The organism is Myxococcus sp. RHSTA-1-4 (assembly GCF_020037125.1).
Classification (GTDB): domain Bacteria; phylum Myxococcota; class Myxococcia; order Myxococcales; family Myxococcaceae; genus Myxococcus.
This window is the reverse complement of sequence record NZ_JAIQDG010000053.1, coordinates 35,159-51,324: the sequence shown is the minus strand read 5'-3', so window position 1 is coordinate 51,324 and position 16,166 is coordinate 35,159. Positions and strand designations below refer to the sequence as shown.

12 protein-coding genes are annotated in these 16,166 nt (G+C 69.5%); 5 read left to right on the top strand and 7 right to left on the bottom strand.

Features of this window, described 5'->3' with window-relative positions; all coding sequences use genetic code 11:
* The first annotated feature begins 76 nt into the window (after positions 1–76).
* Complete coding sequence (locus K8638_RS41380; protein WP_223760289.1) at positions 77–535, top strand: hypothetical protein; 459 nt, start codon at positions 77–79, stop codon at positions 533–535.
* A gap of 126 nt (positions 536–661) precedes the next feature.
* On the opposite strand, the gene K8638_RS41375 is transcribed toward K8638_RS41380, so the two are convergent.
* From K8638_RS41375 to K8638_RS41355, 5 genes are all read right to left on the bottom strand, one after another.
* A complete protein-coding gene (locus tag K8638_RS41375; protein WP_223760288.1) occupies positions 662–1,879 on the bottom strand; it encodes a glycosyl transferase family 39 in 1,218 nt (405 codons plus the stop codon).
* Positions 1,880–1,958: 79 nt separating this feature from the next.
* Positions 1,959–4,163, bottom strand: a complete 2,205-nt coding sequence (gene glgB, locus K8638_RS41370) for a 1,4-alpha-glucan branching protein GlgB (RefSeq protein WP_223760287.1) — start codon at positions 4,161–4,163, stop codon at positions 1,959–1,961.
* Positions 4,160–5,494, bottom strand: a complete 1,335-nt coding sequence (locus tag K8638_RS41365; RefSeq protein ID WP_223760286.1) for a phosphotransferase — start codon at positions 5,492–5,494, stop codon at positions 4,160–4,162. Before K8638_RS41365 ends, glgB begins: the two co-directional genes overlap by 4 nt.
* Positions 5,491–7,146 (bottom strand): maltose alpha-D-glucosyltransferase, encoded by a 1,656-nt coding sequence (gene treS / locus K8638_RS41360; RefSeq protein WP_223760285.1) that lies wholly within the window; start codon positions 7,144–7,146, stop codon positions 5,491–5,493. Before treS ends, K8638_RS41365 begins: the two co-directional genes overlap by 4 nt.
* A 14-nt stretch (positions 7,147–7,160) precedes the next feature.
* Positions 7,161–9,155 carry an alpha-1,4-glucan--maltose-1-phosphate maltosyltransferase gene (locus K8638_RS41355; protein ID WP_223760284.1) on the bottom strand — a complete coding sequence of 665 codons (1,995 nt, stop codon included), beginning with the start codon at positions 9,153–9,155 and terminating at the stop codon, positions 7,161–7,163.
* Between the two features lie 188 nt (positions 9,156–9,343).
* On the opposite strand from K8638_RS41355, the gene K8638_RS41350 reads away from it, so the two are divergent.
* The 4 genes from K8638_RS41350 to K8638_RS41335 all read left to right on the top strand — a co-directional run bounded on the left by K8638_RS41350 (position 9,344) and on the right by K8638_RS41335 (position 13,335).
* Positions 9,344–9,943 (top strand): sigma-70 family RNA polymerase sigma factor, encoded by a 600-nt coding sequence (locus tag K8638_RS41350; RefSeq protein ID WP_223760283.1) that lies wholly within the window; start codon positions 9,344–9,346, stop codon positions 9,941–9,943.
* Between the two features lie 131 nt (positions 9,944–10,074).
* Positions 10,075–11,043, top strand: a complete 969-nt coding sequence (locus K8638_RS41345) for a protocatechuate 3,4-dioxygenase (protein WP_223760282.1) — start codon at positions 10,075–10,077, stop codon at positions 11,041–11,043.
* Between the two features lie 121 nt (positions 11,044–11,164).
* Complete coding sequence (locus K8638_RS41340; protein WP_223760281.1) at positions 11,165–11,839, top strand: response regulator transcription factor; 675 nt, start codon at positions 11,165–11,167, stop codon at positions 11,837–11,839.
* Positions 11,836–13,335 (top strand): HAMP domain-containing sensor histidine kinase, encoded by a 1,500-nt coding sequence (locus K8638_RS41335; protein WP_223760280.1) that lies wholly within the window; start codon positions 11,836–11,838, stop codon positions 13,333–13,335. The genes K8638_RS41340 and K8638_RS41335 overlap by 4 nt, the downstream gene beginning before the upstream one ends.
* 125 nt (positions 13,336–13,460) lie before the next feature.
* On the opposite strand, the gene K8638_RS41330 is transcribed toward K8638_RS41335, so the two are convergent.
* The gene (locus K8638_RS41330; protein ID WP_223760279.1) at positions 13,461–15,131 is read right to left on the bottom strand and encodes an Ig-like domain repeat protein; all 1,671 of its coding nucleotides are present in this window, start codon (positions 15,129–15,131) and stop codon (positions 13,461–13,463) included.
* 108 nt (positions 15,132–15,239) lie between these two features.
* Positions 15,240–15,590: a hypothetical protein gene (locus K8638_RS41325; protein ID WP_223760278.1), complete on the bottom strand. Its 351-nt coding sequence runs from the start codon at positions 15,588–15,590 to the stop codon at positions 15,240–15,242.
* Positions 15,591–16,166 lie beyond the last annotated feature (576 nt).

Here is a 16,166-nt window from a genome sequence, read left to right as displayed (position 1 = left end):
GGAAGTTAAGCCCTCCAGAGCCGATGGTACTCCGCGGGAAACCGCGTGGGAGAGTAGGTCGCTGCCGGATTCTTTTTTGAAGACCCCCGTCGCCCTCGTGGCGCCGGGGGTTTTCTTTTTTCCGCGTCCGGCGTCGCGCCACGTCTCGGATGATGCCTGCGGCTCCTCCCCGGTGAAGACGGATGAGCTGCCCACAGACAACACCACCGAGGCCCGGCTGAAGCGGAAGTTCGTCCGGGCTCAGCGGCGCCTGGAGCCCAGCAGCGGCGTGGCGTCCCAGGGCGGCACCAGCAGCTCTCGGGAGGACGCCCAGGCCCTCGCGGGGAAGAACGCGAAGAGCGAGGCCAAGACGCAGCTCGCCACGCCGTTCGGTCCAGTCAATGGCAGCAGGTTCCACACCTCGGACAAGCCGTTCAAGATTCCGAGCGACGCCAGGAACTACGGAAAGCAGTCCCTAGGTCACAAGTACTCGGACCTGGTGTCCGGGCTGGGGAAGGCGGCTCGTCCGACAAGGAGAGCGCCACGGACCTCCTGAACGCGCTCGACGGCAAGAAGCCGGAGAAGCTCACGGTGCCGGGGGCGCGGGCAGCCGATGCCGACACATGAACGCCGGCTGCATCCCTCTCTCCGCCCTCCACGCGCGCATCACCTCCGCGGCCACTCAGAGCCGTCGCAGCGCACGCGACAGGAGGGGAAGCACCGCCAGGATGAAGAGGTTGAGCCCCACCGCCCAGCCAACCAGGGGCTTCCAGCGCTCCGGCCGCAGACGCTGCGTGCCCAGTGCGATGAGCACCATCAACACGGGCAGGAAGTCCAGACAGAAGCGGTGCGCGTTCAGCTGCACGAATCCGTTGTTGTAGTAGAGCAGCATGTGCAGCAGGGCGAGGCCAATGCTTGCCCAGGCGGCCCGTACGGGCACGGAGGTGCCGCTTCCGCGTGCGGCCAGCGCCACGAAGATGAACGGGCTGGCGATGGTGAGTGAGGTGCCGACACCATCCACCGCCACCGGCTGGAGCAGGCGCGGCTGAGAGAAGATGAAGTGCGGCCCCTCCAGGAACATGGAGATGAAATTGAAGGGCAGGTACGCCAGGTGGAAGAGGCCATACTTCTCCACCCTCGCCAGAAGGTAGTCGTTCAGCGGGATGTGGGCATAGCCGGTGTCGAAGGGGCTGCCAAAGCGCGCGGCATTGAAGGCCAGGTAGACGAGCGCGCATCCTCCGAACGCAGTGAGCGCCCCCATCACCTGGAGCGCTTGCCGCCGCCGCCCCTCCGCCGCTGCCCGCTGCCATAGCGCCACCAGCAGGAAGATGAGGCTGTAGACAGCAAGCTGCCGCGACAGGAAGGCACAGCCCACCCAAAGCCCCACGAGCGCCCCGCGCCCCCGGCCCAGCGCCTCAGCCACCGCCAGCACCAGGAAGGTTGTGGCCACCACATGCGCGAAGAACCAGACGCCGCTGCTCCATAGCAGGCAGGACCAGTAGCCCGTGCCCAGAAGGAGCGCGGCCACCATCCATCCGCGCTCACGCGGGGGGAGTCCCAGCCGCTCGAGGGTCCTCCACAGGGCCCACCCGGTCATCAGCGCCAGCAGCACGGCCACCGCGCGCACAGGCGCCCGCTCCGGGCCAGCGACAGCCACCACCGGGAGCAGCAACACCGAGGGGAAGGGCGGGAAGGGCACCCACGCCCTGCCGCCATGCAGCGCGAGGTCATGCGGGCCCGCGTCCACGTCCAGCCGCCCCTGAAGCCACGCCTCCGCCTGGAGCGCGTAGAGGTTGGTGCCAGGCCACTTCGTCTTGAAGCTCAGGAGGACCCCGAGCGCCAGCAGCAACAGGATCCAGTGCCTGGGCAGTCTCCAACGGGATGTCTTCTCGGCGGGCATGGGTGAGCGGCCCTTACCCTCACGACGCCGGCCCGGCAACGGGAGACTGGAACGTGGGAGAGGCGCGGGGAGAGGCTCCTCACCCCGGCGTGAACCACAGCACCGCCAGCGGGGGCAGGGTGATGGCCGCGGATGCCGGCTGGCCATCCCACCCGGTGGGCTCGGTTTGGATCTGCCCCATGTTCCCCTGGTTCGAGCCGCCGTACTCCCCCGCGTCCGTGTTGAGCAGCTCCACGTAGCTGCCATGGAGCGGGAAGCCCACGCGGTAGCCCTCGCGCACCGTGGGCGACAGGTTGGCGACGCACACCACGTGGCGCCCCGGCTGGCGCGAGCGCCGCACGAAGGCCAGCACGTTCGCAGACGCGGAGTCCGGCTGCAGCCACTGGAACCCCACCGGCTCGCTGTCCGCGTCGTACAGCGCGGGCAGGTCCTTGTAGAGGCGGTTCAGCGCCGCCACCAGCCGCATGATGCCCTCGTGCCCCGGGTCATGCGTCAGGTGCCAGTCCAGGCTCTTGTCGTGGTTCCACTCCGCCGGCTGGCCGAACTCGCCGCCCATGAAGAGCAGCTTCTTGCCCGGGTGCGCCCACATCCACGCGTAGAGCGCGCGCAGGTTGGCCCGCTTCTGCCACGGGTCCCCCGGCATGCGGCCGTAGAGGCTGCCCTTGCCGTGCACCACCTCGTCATGGCTCAGCGGCAACATGAAGTTCTCGCTGAACGCGTACAGCAGGCCGAAGGTGAGCTGGTTGTGGTGGTACTGCCGGTAGATGGGGTCCTTGGAGAAGTACGACAGCGTGTCGTGCATCCACCCCATGTTCCACTTGAAGTGGAAGCCCAGGCCGCCCTCGCTCACCGGGGCGCTCACCTTGGGCCAGGCCGTGGACTCCTCGGCGATGACGACCACACCCGGGTACTTGCGGCGGACCGTCTCGTTCAGCTCGCGCAGGAACTGGATGGCCTCCTCGTTCTCCCGGCCGCCCCAGCGGTTGGGAATCCACTCGCCATGCTTGCGGCTGTAGTCGAGGTAGAGCATCGAGGCCACCGCGTCCACGCGCAGGCCGTCGATGTGGTACTCCTCAATCCAGAACAGCGCGTTGGCGATGAGGAAGTTGCGCACCTCGTTGCGGCCGAAGTTGAAGACCAGCGTGCCCCAGTCCGGCTGCGCGCCCTTGCGCGGGTCCGCGTGCTCGTACAGCGCCGTGCCGTCGAACTGCCCCAGCGCGTGGATGTCCCGGGGGAAGTGTCCGGGCACCCAGTCCACGATGACGCCGATGCCCTCCTGGTGCAGGTGGTCCACCAGGTAGCGGAAGTCGTCCGGGTGGCCGAAGCGCGCCGTGGGCGCGTAGTAGCCGCTCACCTGGTAGCCCCACGAGCCTCCGTAGGGGTGCTCGGCCACGGGCAGCAATTCCACGTGGGTGAAGCCCAGGTACTTCACGTACTCGGCCAGCGCGGGCGCCAGCTCGCGGTACGTCATGGGCCGGTCGCCGTCCTCCACCACCCGGCGCCAGCTCCCCAGGTGCACCTCGTAGACGCTCCACGGCTGGTGCGTCACGTCCTGCTTCTGCTCTCGCGACTCCAGCCACCGGGCATCCCCCCAGCGGTGGCGCGTCAGGTCGTGCACCACCGACGCGGTCGCCGGCGGCACCTCCGTCTGGAAGGCGAACGGGTCCGCCTTCAACAGGCGCGTACCGCCATGGCCGGGGCGGATCTCGAACTTGTAGCGGGCGCCTTCCCCCACCTCGGGGACGAACAGCTCCCAGATGCCGGAGGCGCCCATGCGCCGCATGGCGTGCAGCCGGCCGTCCCAGCTGTTGAAGTCTCCCACCACGGACACGCCAGCCGCCGTGGGTGCCCACACCGCGAAGGACACGCCGCGCACCCCGTTGTGGTGGATGAGGTGCGCGCCCATCCGCTCCCAGAGGCGCTCGTGCCGTCCCTCGCCCGCGTAGTACAGGTCCATCTCCCCCAGGGTGGGGAGGAAGCTGTACGGATCTCGCAGCTTGAAGACCCTCCTGCCGGGGTACTCCACCTCCAGCAGGTACGGGAAGGGCTGGTCCTTCCCGTTGACGTGCGCCTCGAAGATGCCGCCCAGGCGGTGCGTCATCGCGATGCGGCCCCCGGACTCGGGCAGCACGTGGATGTGCACGGCGTCCGGACGGAAGGCCCGAATCACCACCCCGTCTCCATCCGGGTGGATGCCCAGGACGGAGTGCGGCTCGGGATGCCTCAGCTCCACCACGCGCTGAAGCTCCGCCTCGACCTGCGCCTTGTCGGCTGGCTTCCTCACTTGGATTCCTCCATGCGCAACAGGGCCTCGACGGGGATGCGCACCCAGTCCGGCCTGTTCTGTAGCTCATACCGCACTTCGTAGAGGAGCTTCTCCAGTTCGAACGCACGCAGCATCACGTCGAACGTGGCACCGTCCGCCGGCAGGTAGGGCGCCCCCTTCGTGGCCTTCCTGTAACCCTCCAGGAAGGCGTCGCGGGTGGGGCCCACCCGCCCGCGGGGCTCGCCGCCCTCCAGGGCCACCGTCGCCTCCGCGTAGTCGAACGAGCGAATCATCCCCGCCACATCCCTCAGCGCGCTGTACTTCTCGCGCCGCGCCGTGAAGCTCCTCGCCGGCTCGCCCTCGAAGTCGAAGATGAGCCACTGGTTGTTGGCGCGCAGCACCTGTCCCAGGTGCAGGTCGCCGTGGATGCGGATCTTCTGCCCCGAGGGCGCCACCTGCGCCAGCCGCTTCGCGTACCCGATGAGCGCCTCGCGCCGCCCCTCCAGGTCCGCGTGCAGACGGCCGGCGTCCGCCAGCGTCACCCCCAGCTCGCCCACGATGGAGGCGCTCCAGCGCTGCAGGTCCTCCTGGAGGAGCGGCTCCGGGGCGAACGCCGGGTCGTCCGGGGTCGCCGACGCGAAGGCGTTGTGCAGCTCGCCCACGCGCTGGCCCAGGTCGCGCATCTCACCGAGGAAGCGCTCCCCCAGCGGCCGCTCCTGGCGCAGCCGGTCCAGCGTGTACTTCCACCCATCCGTCGCGTCCGGGACGAAGCGGTGGGCCACCGCGAGCGTGGCGCCCGCCGGCCCCTCCAGGTGCAGCGCGCCCAGCAGCGTGGGTGTGGCCCGGAAGGACGTCTTCGTGGCGAGGAAGCGGCCCACCTCGTGCTCCGGGTTCACCCCCGCCTCCAGCTTGCGGATGATCTTCAGGATGACCTTCTCGCCCAGCACCACGGAGGTGTTGCTCTGCTCCACCATCAGCCGCCGGACCGTCACCGGCGAGGGCAGGGCCTGCAGTCCTTCCGGCGTGTGAATCCACTCGCCCGTTACCCGGCCGGACGCGGAGCCCACGCTGGCTCCCTCGCGGATGAGCCGGAAGAGGGCGCGAAGGCACTCGTCGTCCTCGAGCGCGTCACGCACGCCCTCCGGCGCGGGCTTGACGGGCAACAGGTAGCGCTCCGTCTTGCCCAGCTCGTACACCACCTCCACCACCCCGAGGGTGAAGGAGCACGCTCCCAATTCCATGGCGGCGTGGTCCACCACGCTCACGTGCTTGATGGGCCAAGCCTTGCCGCTGAACCAGCGCTGGTGCTTGAGGTAGTCCGGCAGCTTCGTCAGGTCCAGGGTCGTCACGGCGCGCTCCTCCCCACGGCCGGCTTGTCCAGCCGGAACCATAGAAACATGTAGGGGCCCATGGAGAGCTGGTAGGGCAGGTGGCTGATACGGGGGAAGGGCGTCTCGCCGATGAGCTCCACCGGCACCGCGCCGTCCCAGTCGCGCAAGTCCAGCACCGCCGGCTGGGCGAAGCGCGACAGGTTGCAGACCACCAGCACCGTCATGCCCTCGAGCTCACGCACGAAGGCCATCACCTTGGGGTTCTCCATGGGCAGGAAGCGCAGCGTCCCCAGGGAGAAGACGGGGTAGCGCTGGCGGATGCGAATCATCCGCTTCACCCAGTGCAGGAGGCTGGTCTTCACGCGCTCCTGCGCCTCCACGTTGATGGACTGGTAGCCGTACACCGGGTCGGCGATGACGGGGGCGTACAGGCGCGCGTAGTCCGCCCGGCTGAAGCCCGCGTTGCGGTCGCCCGTCCACTGCATCGGCGTGCGCACGCCGTTGCGGTCGCCCAGGTAGATGTTGTCGCCCATGCCAATCTCGTCCCCGTAGTAGAGGACGGGCGTGCCCGGCAGGGTGAACAGCAGGCTGTGCATCAGTTCGATGCGCCGGCGGCCGTTGTCCATCAGCGGGGCGAGCCGGCGGCGGATGCCCAGGTTGATGCGCATCCGCGGGTCGGTGGCGTACTCCCGGTACATGTAGTCCCGGTCCTCGTCCGTCACCATCTCCAGCGTCAGCTCGTCGTGGTTGCGCAGGAAGATGGCCCACTGGCAGTTGGACGGGATGTCCGGCGTCTGCTGCATGATTTCGACGATGGGCGTCCGGTCCTCCTTGCGCACGGCCATGAAGAGGCGGGGCATCACCGGGAAGTGGAAGCCCATGTGGAACTCGTCGCCCTCGCCGAAGTAGACGCGCACGTCGGCGGGCCACTGGTTCGCCTCCGCCAGCAGCATCTTCCCCTGGTATTCCGAGTCGATGGTCTTCCGCAGGCGCTTGAGGAAGGCGTGCGTCTCCGGGAGGTTCTCGCAGTGGGTGCCCTCGCGCTCGAAGAGGTAGGGCACGGCGTCGCAGCGGAACCCGTCCACGCCCATGTTCAGCCAGAAGCGCATGACGTCCAGCATGGCTTCCTGCACTTCGGGGTTGTCGTAGTTGAGGTCCGGCTGGTGGCTGAAGAAGCGGTGCCAGAAGTACTGCTTGGCCACCGGGTCCCACGTCCAGTTGGAGCGCTCGGTGTCCAGGAAGATGATGCGCGCCCCCTTGTAGCTGCTGTCCGTGTCGCTCCAGACGTACCAGTCGCGCTTGGGGCTCTTCGGGTCGCTGCGGGCCTCCTGGAACCAGGGGTGCTGGTCGCTGGTGTGGTTGACGACCAGCTCGGTGATGATGCGGATGCCGCGCTTGTGGGCCTCGTCCACCAGGCGCTGGAAGTCCGCGAGGGTGCCGTAGTCCGGATGGATGCCGTAGAAGTCCGCGATGTCGTACCCGTCGTCGCGCAGCGGCGAGGGGTAGTGCGGCAGGAGCCAGAGGCAGTCGACACCCAGGTCCTGCAGGTACGGCAGCTTTTCAATCAGGCCCGGGATGTCCCCGTGGCCGTCGCCGTTGGAGTCGTAGAACGCGCGGAGGTGCAGCTCGTAGATGAGGGCCTTCTTGTACCAGAGGGGATCCAGTTCCATACGCCTCTCGGGTGTCACTCGTAGTAGTCGAACGCCTGCTCGGTACGGCGGAAGCGGTACACGGCCCAGATGGCCGCGGGCTGCTCGGGTGTGAGGCGGACCCGCACGTCGGGACCTTGCCAGAGCGAGCGCTGGTCCGACATCAGCTCATGCACCTGGTACGTCTCGTCCGGCTTCGCGCCCAGCCACTCCATGGGCACGTGCAGCAGCGCCTCTTGCGGCGCGTACGGGTCCAGGCTCAGCGCGACGAGCACCGTGCTGGTGCCGTCCGGCGTGCGCTTGCCGTAGAAGAGGACGCGCTCGTTGTTCGAGTCGAAGAACTCCAGCGTGTCGTACTGGCGCAGCGCGGGCTGGGTGTGGCGCGCGTTGTTGAGGCGGGCGATCCAGTCCTTGATGTTGCCGGGCCGGTCCAGGTCCCACGCGACGAGCTGGTACTTCTCCGAGTCGATGTACTCCTCCTTGCCCGGAAGCGGGCGGCCCTCGCACAGCTCGAAGCCGCAGTACATGCCCCAGACGGAGGAGAGGGTGGACGCCAGCGCGGCACGCAGCCGGAAGGCGCCGGGCCCCGCGTTCTGGAGCATCTCCGGGAGGATGTCCGGCGTGTTGGGCCAGAAGTTGCCGCGGAAGTAGTCCGACACGGGCGGCTTCGTGATTTCCTCCAGGTACTCCTGGAGCTCCCCCTTGAAGTTCCGCCACGTGAAGTACGTGTACGACTGGGAGAAGCCCACCTTGGCCAGGGCCTTCATCACCTTCGGGCGGGTGAAGGCCTCGGAGAGGAAGATGACGTCCGGGTACACGTCCTGGACGCGGCGGATGAGCCACTCCCAGAACTGGATGGGCTTGGTGTGCGGGTTGTCCACGCGGAAGGTGCGCACGCCCTGCTTCACCCAGTGGACGACGACGGACTCCAGCTCGGCCCAGAGCGTCTCGCGGCCGGGGCCCATCCAGTCGAAGTTGACGATGTCCTCGTAGCGCTTGGGCGGGTTCTCCGCCGTCTTGATGGTGCCGTCCGGGCGGTGCTGGAACCACTCCGGATGCTCCTTCACGTACGGGTGGTCCGGCGAGCACTGGAAGGCGAGGTCCAGCGCCACCTCGATGCCGTGCGACTGGGCGGCGTCCACGAAGTGGCGGAGGTCCTCCAGGGTGCCGAGCCGCGGGTGCACGGCCTTGTGGCCCCCCTCCGCGGCGCCGATGGCCCACGGGCTGCCCACGTCGTCCGGCCCGGCCTTGAGGCTGTTGTTCCTGCCTTTGCGCGCGGTGCGGCCGATGGGGTGGATGGGCGGCAGGTAGATGACGTCGAAGCCGAGCTTCTGGACGTAGGGCAGCCACTCTTCCGCGTCCCGCAAGGTGGCGTGGGTCCTTCCGTCCCGCTTCGCGGAGCGGGGGAAGAACTCGTACCAGGCTCCGAAGCGCGCCTTCTCCCGGTCCGCGAACACCTGCAGCACCTTGTCGTAGCGCTTCGCCAGCGTGCGGTCCGGATACGTGGAGGCGATGATGGCCAGCTCGGGCGCGAGCGCCACGGCGATGAGCTCCGGCTCGGCGGGGCCACGCAGGCGGACGGCGGCCTCGGCCAGCACCCGCGCATCATCCTCACTCTTCGGGCGCGCGCGGGCGGCGGCGGCTTCCAGGAGCGCGGCGCCCTCCAGCAGCTCGCTCGTCACGTCCCGGCCCACGTCCACCTTGCGCTTCAGCTCGGATGCCCAGGTGCGGAAGAGGTCCGGCCAGGCTTCAATCGTGTATTCGTAGCGGCCATTGTGGGCGAGGGGGAAGTCGGCCTCCCACAAGTCGTTCCCCAGGAAGCGCATGGGCACCTCCTGCCAGTCGGTCTGCTGCTCCCTGGGGATGACCTGGCGCCAGCGGACGACGGCGACCAGGACGTCATGTCCTTCCTTGAAGACGTCCGCCCTGACGGTGAGCCGGTCCCCGGCGACGCGTTTGACGGCATGGCGGCCTGCGTCCAGCTCGGGTCGGACTCCCTCGATGAACACGCTTCCGATTCGTTCGGTCATATCGGCTGGCGGCCCTTATAGGTCGTGGGTTGGCGGTAGCCGGGCGGCGTATCGCGCGGGGCGTTGATGCAGGACGGCTTTCGCGCCGGCCGCGTTGGCCCGTGAACGTTAGGGATGGGGTGGGGAGCCGCCCACCGTGGTACATGAGGATGCGAGCCGCCCCGTTGGTTGGGGCATCCGGGACCAGAATGGCGCCTTCCCACCCCTCCGTCCCCCGAGCGAGCGACCCGGCCGCCGACAGGGCCCTCCTGCGGCAGGTGGCCCTGGGCAGCGGCGCGGCGATGCGCGAGGTGTACGCGCGCTGTGGTGGCAGGGCCTTCGCCGTCACCCTGCGACTGCTGCCCACTCGCGCCGACGCGGAGGAGGTGCTGCAGGAGGCCTTCCTGGAGGTCTGGCGCCGCGCGCGCGAGTTCGACCCCGAGCGCGGTGGACTGGAGACGTGGGTGACCACCATCGCCCGCACGCGCGCCATCGACCGGCTGCGGGCCATGGGCACGGTGTCCCGCGTGGTGGAGGGCGCGACGCACCAGCCGCCTCCCGTCAGCGCGATGCCCCCCGCACCGGACGAAGCGGCCGCGCAGGGGCAGGGGCGGGTCCGCGTGCTCGCGGCCCTGAAGCAGCTTCCTCCCGAGCAGCGCGAGGTCGTGGAGCTGGCCTACTTCGAGGGCCTGTCCCAGCGGGAGATCGCGGAGCGCACGGGCGACCCGCTCGGCACCGTGAAGACCCGGGCGCGACTGGCGCTGGAGAAGCTGGGAGACCTGCTGCGGGAGCTGGAGCCGGGCTCCTAGCTTCCGGGGCAGGGGCCGGCTGCCTGCCCGGGGGCCACGGGCGCTTAAGGGTTTCTTGAGGTCTTTCCGCGAGAAGGACGGTCACGCCCGAGATGCCGGGCGCAACGAGACCACCCTTTCGGAGGCCTTCGATGAGCAGTGACGCCAAGAACCACCCCACATCCGAGGCCATGACGCGCCGGCGCGTGCTGCGTGGCATGGGATTGACGCTCGCGGCAGTGCCACTGGCCCGGCTCGTCATCGCCTGCGGCGAGGGGTCGGGAGACGACACGAACACGGGCGGCGATACCGGCGACGACGCGGGGACCGGCTCCAGCACGAGCTGGGCGACCGGCGGCACCGCGGCGATGACGATGGCCGCGTCCTATCCCGACCCGTTCGCCTCCGGCATCGGCACCACGTGCACCCTGACGTGCGCGGCGACGCTGGGCCCCTGCTACGCGACGACCCTCGAGCGCAAGGACATCAGCGAGGGCCATGACGGGCTGCCCGTGCGGCTCGCGCTCCTCGTGGTGGATGAGACGTGCAAGCCCATCCAGGGCGCGTCCGTGGACATCTGGCACACCGCGCCCCACGGCCTCTATTCGGGAGAGGATGCCAGCGACTTCTGCACCTCGGGCGATGCCGAGGCGAGGGCCGCGAGGTGGTTCCGCGGCGTGCAGACGACGGATGCGAACGGCCGCGTGGAGTTCGATACCTGCTTCCCCGGTTGGTACAGCAGCCGCACCATCCACATCCACTTCACCATCCGGGTGAACGGCAACGAGTACGTCACGTCGCAGCTCTTCTTCGACGACGCGCTGGACGACGAGATCATCAATACCCAGCCGCTGTACAACACGCGTGGCGCGCGCGACACGACCAACAGCACCGACACCGTCATCTCGGCGGACGCCGTCTCGGACTACGTGCTCCAGACCGAGCGGATGCCGGACGGCGCGATGCTGGCCTGGAAGACCCTGGTCATCCGCTCGTCGCTCGACAACGCGCTGTGCTCGGTGCCGGGCGGGAGCGGTGGCCCCGGTGGGCCGCCTCCTGGCGGGGATGGCGGCATGGGCCCGCCTCCTGGCCGGGATGGGGGCATGCTGCCTCCTCCCTGAGGCGGGGATGAACGCCTTGCCGTTCGCGGCTCGCGACGGCTTGATTCCGCGTGACGACGTGCGTACTGCCCGGAGGACGGACGTCCGGGCAGCCTCGGTTTGGGGAGAGGAGAGCAGTGACATGGGGGAGCGCATCCTGCTGGTGGAGGATGACCCGCAGCTCGGCGCGCAGATCGTCGAGCACCTGCGGAGCGCGGGCTTCGAGCCCACGTGGTGGCAGGAGGGCCGCCACCTGACGCCCGAGGGGCTACCCGGGGTCAGCCTCGTGGTGCTCGACCTGATGCTGCCGGGCACCTATGGCATGGACATGCTCAAGACGCTCCGGACCTTCTCCGAGGTGCCCGTCCTCATCCTGAGCGCCCGCAACGACACGCTGGACAAGGTGCGGGCGCTGAAGCTCGGCGCGGATGACTACATGACGAAGCCCTTCTGGCCGGAGGAGCTCATCGAACGGGTGCGCGCCCGCCTGCGCCGGCCGACCTTGCAGAAGGCGGAGGCCGTCGTCGAGGTGGGCGTCCTGCGCATCGACCTCCAGGCCCACGAGGTGGCCGTACAGGGGCAGCCCGTGGAGCTGACTCGCGTGGAGTTCGCACTGCTCGCCGCGCTGGCCCGGCGCCCCCGGGAGGCCGTGACACGGCAGTGGCTGGTGGAGCACGTGCTGGACCCGGAGCGCGAGGGCACCGAGCGCACCCTGGATGTCCATGTCTCGCGGCTGCGGCGCAAGCTCGGCCCCATGCATGGCGTGGAGACGGTGTGGGGCGTGGGCTACCGGCTCGTTCCCGGGGATGGCTCGTGAAGCTGAGGCTGCGGCTGGCACTCACCGTCACGGTGATGACCGTCCCGGGCGTCGTGGGGATGGGGTACTTCCAGCACTCGCTACGGCAGCGCGGCCAGGAGGAGGTGCTCGAGGCGTCCACGCTCGCGCAGATGCAGGCGGGGGAACGGGAGCGCTGCGAGGCTTCTCCCGAGACGTGGACGGTGCGAAGGGCGCCTCCGCCGGGAGAGGGGAGGTCTCTCCCGGATGAGCCGGGGCCTCCCCGGGAGCCGGGGCCTCGCGAGCGGGAGCCCAGGACGGATGGGAAACCTCCTCCAGGCCGCGGACCTGAACGCCCGGGACGGTCTCCCTCGCGCGTGCAGCACTTCCCCTATGACGCGGGCCTTGTTTCGCGCAATCCGCGGGCGCCCGTCCTGCCGGAAGCGCTGCTGCGAGGAGTCCGGGCCGGGCAGGGCGTGGTCATCCACCATTCGACGCAGGCGGGGCGGCCCACCCTGGACGTGCTGCTTCGCATGCCGTGGGACGGCGGGCCCTGTGCGTACATCCTGGCCCGGCGCGAGGAGCCACGGAGCCCGCCATTGGGGGGAATGCCTCCTCCCGAGCTGTTGGTCGTGCCCTTCTTCGCCGCGCTGGCGGTGGTCGTAGCGCTGGGGCCCGTCATCCGGCGCGTCCGGAAGCTCACGGGCGAGGTGCGTGCTTCCGCCGTCAGCCGCTACCAGCAACCTGTCTCGGTGCGAGGCAACGACGAGGTCGCCGAGCTGGCGCGGGCCTTCCAGGAGGCTCGCGCGGAGATCCAGCACCAGCTCTCCCAGCAGGAGGCGCGAGAGCAGGCGCTGCGGGACTTCCTCGCCAACACCATGCACGACGTGATGACGCCGCTCACCGTGCTCCAGGGACACCTGTCCGCGATGCAGCAGCGGCTCGGCCGCGGGGAGCCCATGGAGCCGGCGGTGATGACGTCCGCCATGGGCGAGGCGCACTACATCGCCTCGTTGGTGCACAACCTGGCGGCGGCCACGCGGCTCGAAGCAGGGGAACCACAGTTCCAGCGGGCTCCAGTGGACCTGAACTCCGTCGTCGCACGTGTCATCGGACGACACCAGCCCATTGCCCGGCAGCGGCGGATCTCCCTGGTGAGCGGCGTACCCGAGGCGCCCGTCTGGGTGAACGGGGACGTCACGCTCATCGAGCAGGCCGTGAGCAACGTCGTCTTCAACGGCATCCACCATGGCCGCGAGGACGGGCACGTCGCGGTGGTGCTGGAGAGCACGCGCCAGGGGCGGTTCCGCCTGCGCGTCATCGACGATGGTCCGGGCATTCCCGAGGAGGAGCGCGCCCGGCTGCTGGAGCGCGGCTTCCGAGGCAACGCCGCGCGGACGCGAGGGATTCAGGGCCAGGGGCTCGGACTCCACATCACCCGGCACGTCGCGCACGTCCATGGCTGGACGCTGACGCTCCAGCCCTCGGAGTACGGCGGGCTGGAGGTTGGAATGGAGGGGGAGGTGTCGCGCAGATAGGCTGCGGCGTTGCGTTGGGCTGATGCCCGGCGCGGCCCCGGCGGCCTGTGCGCGACCGCCGGGGTTCCACCGTTCCGGAGCCTGGAGACCGGAGGGTTCGTGGGCCTCCAGGCTACGTGGATTGCTCAGCCTCGCTGCTGAGTGCGTGAGCGCCGACGCGACTGGAGGGCGGTGAGGCCCATCCACACTCCGAGCAGGAGCATCGGCGAACCGCCGCTGCCCGCACCGCAGTTGCAGCTCGCGGCCTCATCCGAGGGCGGGGGCTCGGTGGTGCCGGCATCCGTGTTGCCACTGCCCGCGTCCGGCCCCTGAGCCCCGGCGTCGCTGTTGCCCGGCGTGCTGCCCGCGTCCGTGTCACCCGTGCCTGCGTCCGTGTCCGTGCCGGCATCCGTGGCGCCCGTGCCTGCGTCCGTGTCCGTGCCGGCATCCGCGTCGCCGGGGCCCGCGTCCGTGTCACCCGGACCTGCATCGGTGCTGCCCGAGCCCGCGTCCATGTCGCCGGGACCCGCGTCGGTGGTGCCCGGGCCCGCGTCGGTGTCGCCCGGGCCCGCGTCCGTGTCACCCGGACCTGCGTCGGTGCTGCCCGGGCCCGCGTCGGTGTCGCCCGTGCCTGCGTCCGTGTCGCCCGTGCCTGCGTCCGTGCTGCCCGGGCCCGCGTCTGTGTCGCCGGGGCCCGCGTCGGCGGAGCCGGCATCCGTGTCGCCTGGGCCCGCGTCCACTTCGCCCGGGCCCGCGTCCTGCGCAGGCCCCGCGTCCACTTCGCCCGTCCCCGCGTCACTGCCGGCGTCCATGTCCCCCGTGCCCGCATCCACATCGATGACCTCGAGCACCACCGGCTCGGAGGCGCTGGGGTCGTACATGCCGCCGTACTCGGCGGTAATCGAGTACGTTCCCGCGGGCTGGGAGGAGGAGGACAGCGTCGCAGTCCCGTCGGGGCCGACATCCACAGTGGCCAGTTCCTGTCCGTTCTCCTTGAACGTCACCAACCCAACCGGAACCGTGGGGCTATCGGTCACCGCCACCGTGGCGGTGAAGGTCACGGTCTCGCCGGCCCGCGCCGGGTTGGGCGTGACAGCGAGCGTCGTGGTGGTTGGCGCGGCGATCTGGATGACGAGCCGGTGGGTCGGGGTGTCGTAAAGAAACCGGATTTCCTGGTCGGGCGCGGGCACGGTGAACGGAATGTCGGCCCCGTCAAACTCACCGTTCGCGCCGTAGTTCTCATTCCAGCCCTCGTGGTGGGCAACCTTCAGCGCATAGGTGTTCGCCGGGAGCGAGGGAATGACGAGCTCCTGCACTCCGTCCCCATCAATGTCCTTGAGCCACGTGATCATGCACGCCGGGTCCCAGTCGTTCTCGCAGCCCAGCTCGTTCTGCATAGAGCCCGCGAGCACGGCGATGGACGTGAGGGTCGAGTTGGTGACCCAGTGACTGACCGGGTCGTAGTAGAACTTCACCGTCGCCTCTTGCCCGTTGTCGAACTCGAGGTCGGCGCCGTTGCGCTGAGCGTTGGCCCCGTAGTTCTCATCCCAGGAGTCGTTGATGGCGACCTTGAACCGCTGAGGGCCGCCCGGGATGACGAAGAGCCTGCGCCAGACGCCGTCCACCGGGTTGAGCTCCAGGTGGGTATTGGCGCACGCGGGATCCCAGTCGCCCAGACAGCCCAGCGAGGCCTGGAAGGTGCCAACGACGGTGACCGAGCTCGGCTCGGCCTGCGCGTAGGCGCGTGTACACAGCAGGGTGAGGAGCAGCGCGCACGTCCGAAGACAGCCCGAAGCGGTGAGACGAAATCGATGCATGGAGGGTCCCCCTCAGCGGAAAGGTACGGAGAGACGCCGCACCTTTAGCGTGAACCCCATGACAGTTTCGACGGGGCGCGGATGACCCGGGGGCGAGACCGCGTTGCTTCAGGAGAAACGGGCCATGAAGGCCGCGAGGAGGGGGCCTCCCGCGCGGGCCTCTGCGGAAGACTTCGGACCTCCCTCCGTGAGCCGGGTACGAAGCTTCTCCAGGGCCGGCTTCATGGCGTCGAAGGCGGCGAGGGCGTCGGCGGCGTTGTCGAAGAAGCGGTGGTGGAGGAGCCAGCCCGCCACGGAGCAGGTGATGGCGTGGAAGGAGCGGGAGTCGTCCACCTCGTAGGTGAGGCGCACCTGCCCGGCGAGGTCCTCGTCGCGAGCGATGGTGCCTCCCTGCGAGCCCATCCAGCCGATGGAGCCACCGTCTTCATAGGGCTTCCAGCCCGCCTCCTGCTGGCTCACCGGTCCACCTCGCGCGTCAGGGTCAGGGACATCATCGCCTCCCCGAAACGGCCGCGTAAACCGGCCGGTGCCCGCTGGCGCGTCTCGAGACGATTGAAAACCGTGTCGGCCACGGGGCCCAACCGTGCGCGGTGCGCCGCGACCGAGAGGGATTGAGAGCGCGTGGACGAGCGGCGGCAGCGCGAGGTGGAGACGTCCGCCCGCATCGCCGGTTGGTCATGAGCCTCCATGCATGAGCGAACGGGTAGGAACTCCCCTGAGGGCACGGAACCGCGCGGGTGCTGGTGGGGTTGCACCCCACGGGAGTGCTCCACACGTTTGCGATAGGTTCCCCTGGCTGACGCCGTGCCGCCGGAGGGGCAGGCCCACGGAGTGAAGCAGTCCTGACCGTGATGAGCCTGGTCGAGTCGAGACGTGGGGCCTGCGTCATGCCAGCCGAACCGCCCATCCCACCTCGTATGGAGGACTCCCGCTCCCCCGCCCATGAGCCTGAAGGGCAGGGCGGGGGGCCGGTGATTCCAGAGGCCTGGCTTGCCCGGCTGTCACCGCTCGCGCTGGGACTGGCGGCGGGGCATC

Excerpts from the sequence above, each read along its gene's own strand:
- K8638_RS41375 (WP_223760288.1), bottom strand. The coding sequence starts at position 1,879 with ATGCCCGCCGAGAAGACATCCCGTTGGAGACTGCCCAGGCACTGGATC.
- treS (WP_223760285.1), bottom strand. The coding sequence starts at position 7,146 with ATGGAACTGGATCCCCTCTGGTACAAGAAGGCCCTCATCTACGAGCTG.
- K8638_RS41355 (WP_223760284.1), bottom strand. The coding sequence starts at position 9,155 with ATGACCGAACGAATCGGAAGCGTGTTCATCGAGGGAGTCCGACCCGAG.
- K8638_RS41350 (WP_223760283.1), top strand. The coding sequence starts at position 9,344 with ATGGCGCCTTCCCACCCCTCCGTCCCCCGAGCGAGCGACCCGGCCGCC.
- K8638_RS41345 (WP_223760282.1), top strand. The coding sequence starts at position 10,075 with ATGAGCAGTGACGCCAAGAACCACCCCACATCCGAGGCCATGACGCGC.
- K8638_RS41340 (WP_223760281.1), top strand. The coding sequence starts at position 11,165 with ATGGGGGAGCGCATCCTGCTGGTGGAGGATGACCCGCAGCTCGGCGCG.
- K8638_RS41330 (WP_223760279.1), bottom strand. The coding sequence starts at position 15,131 with ATGCATCGATTTCGTCTCACCGCTTCGGGCTGTCTTCGGACGTGCGCG.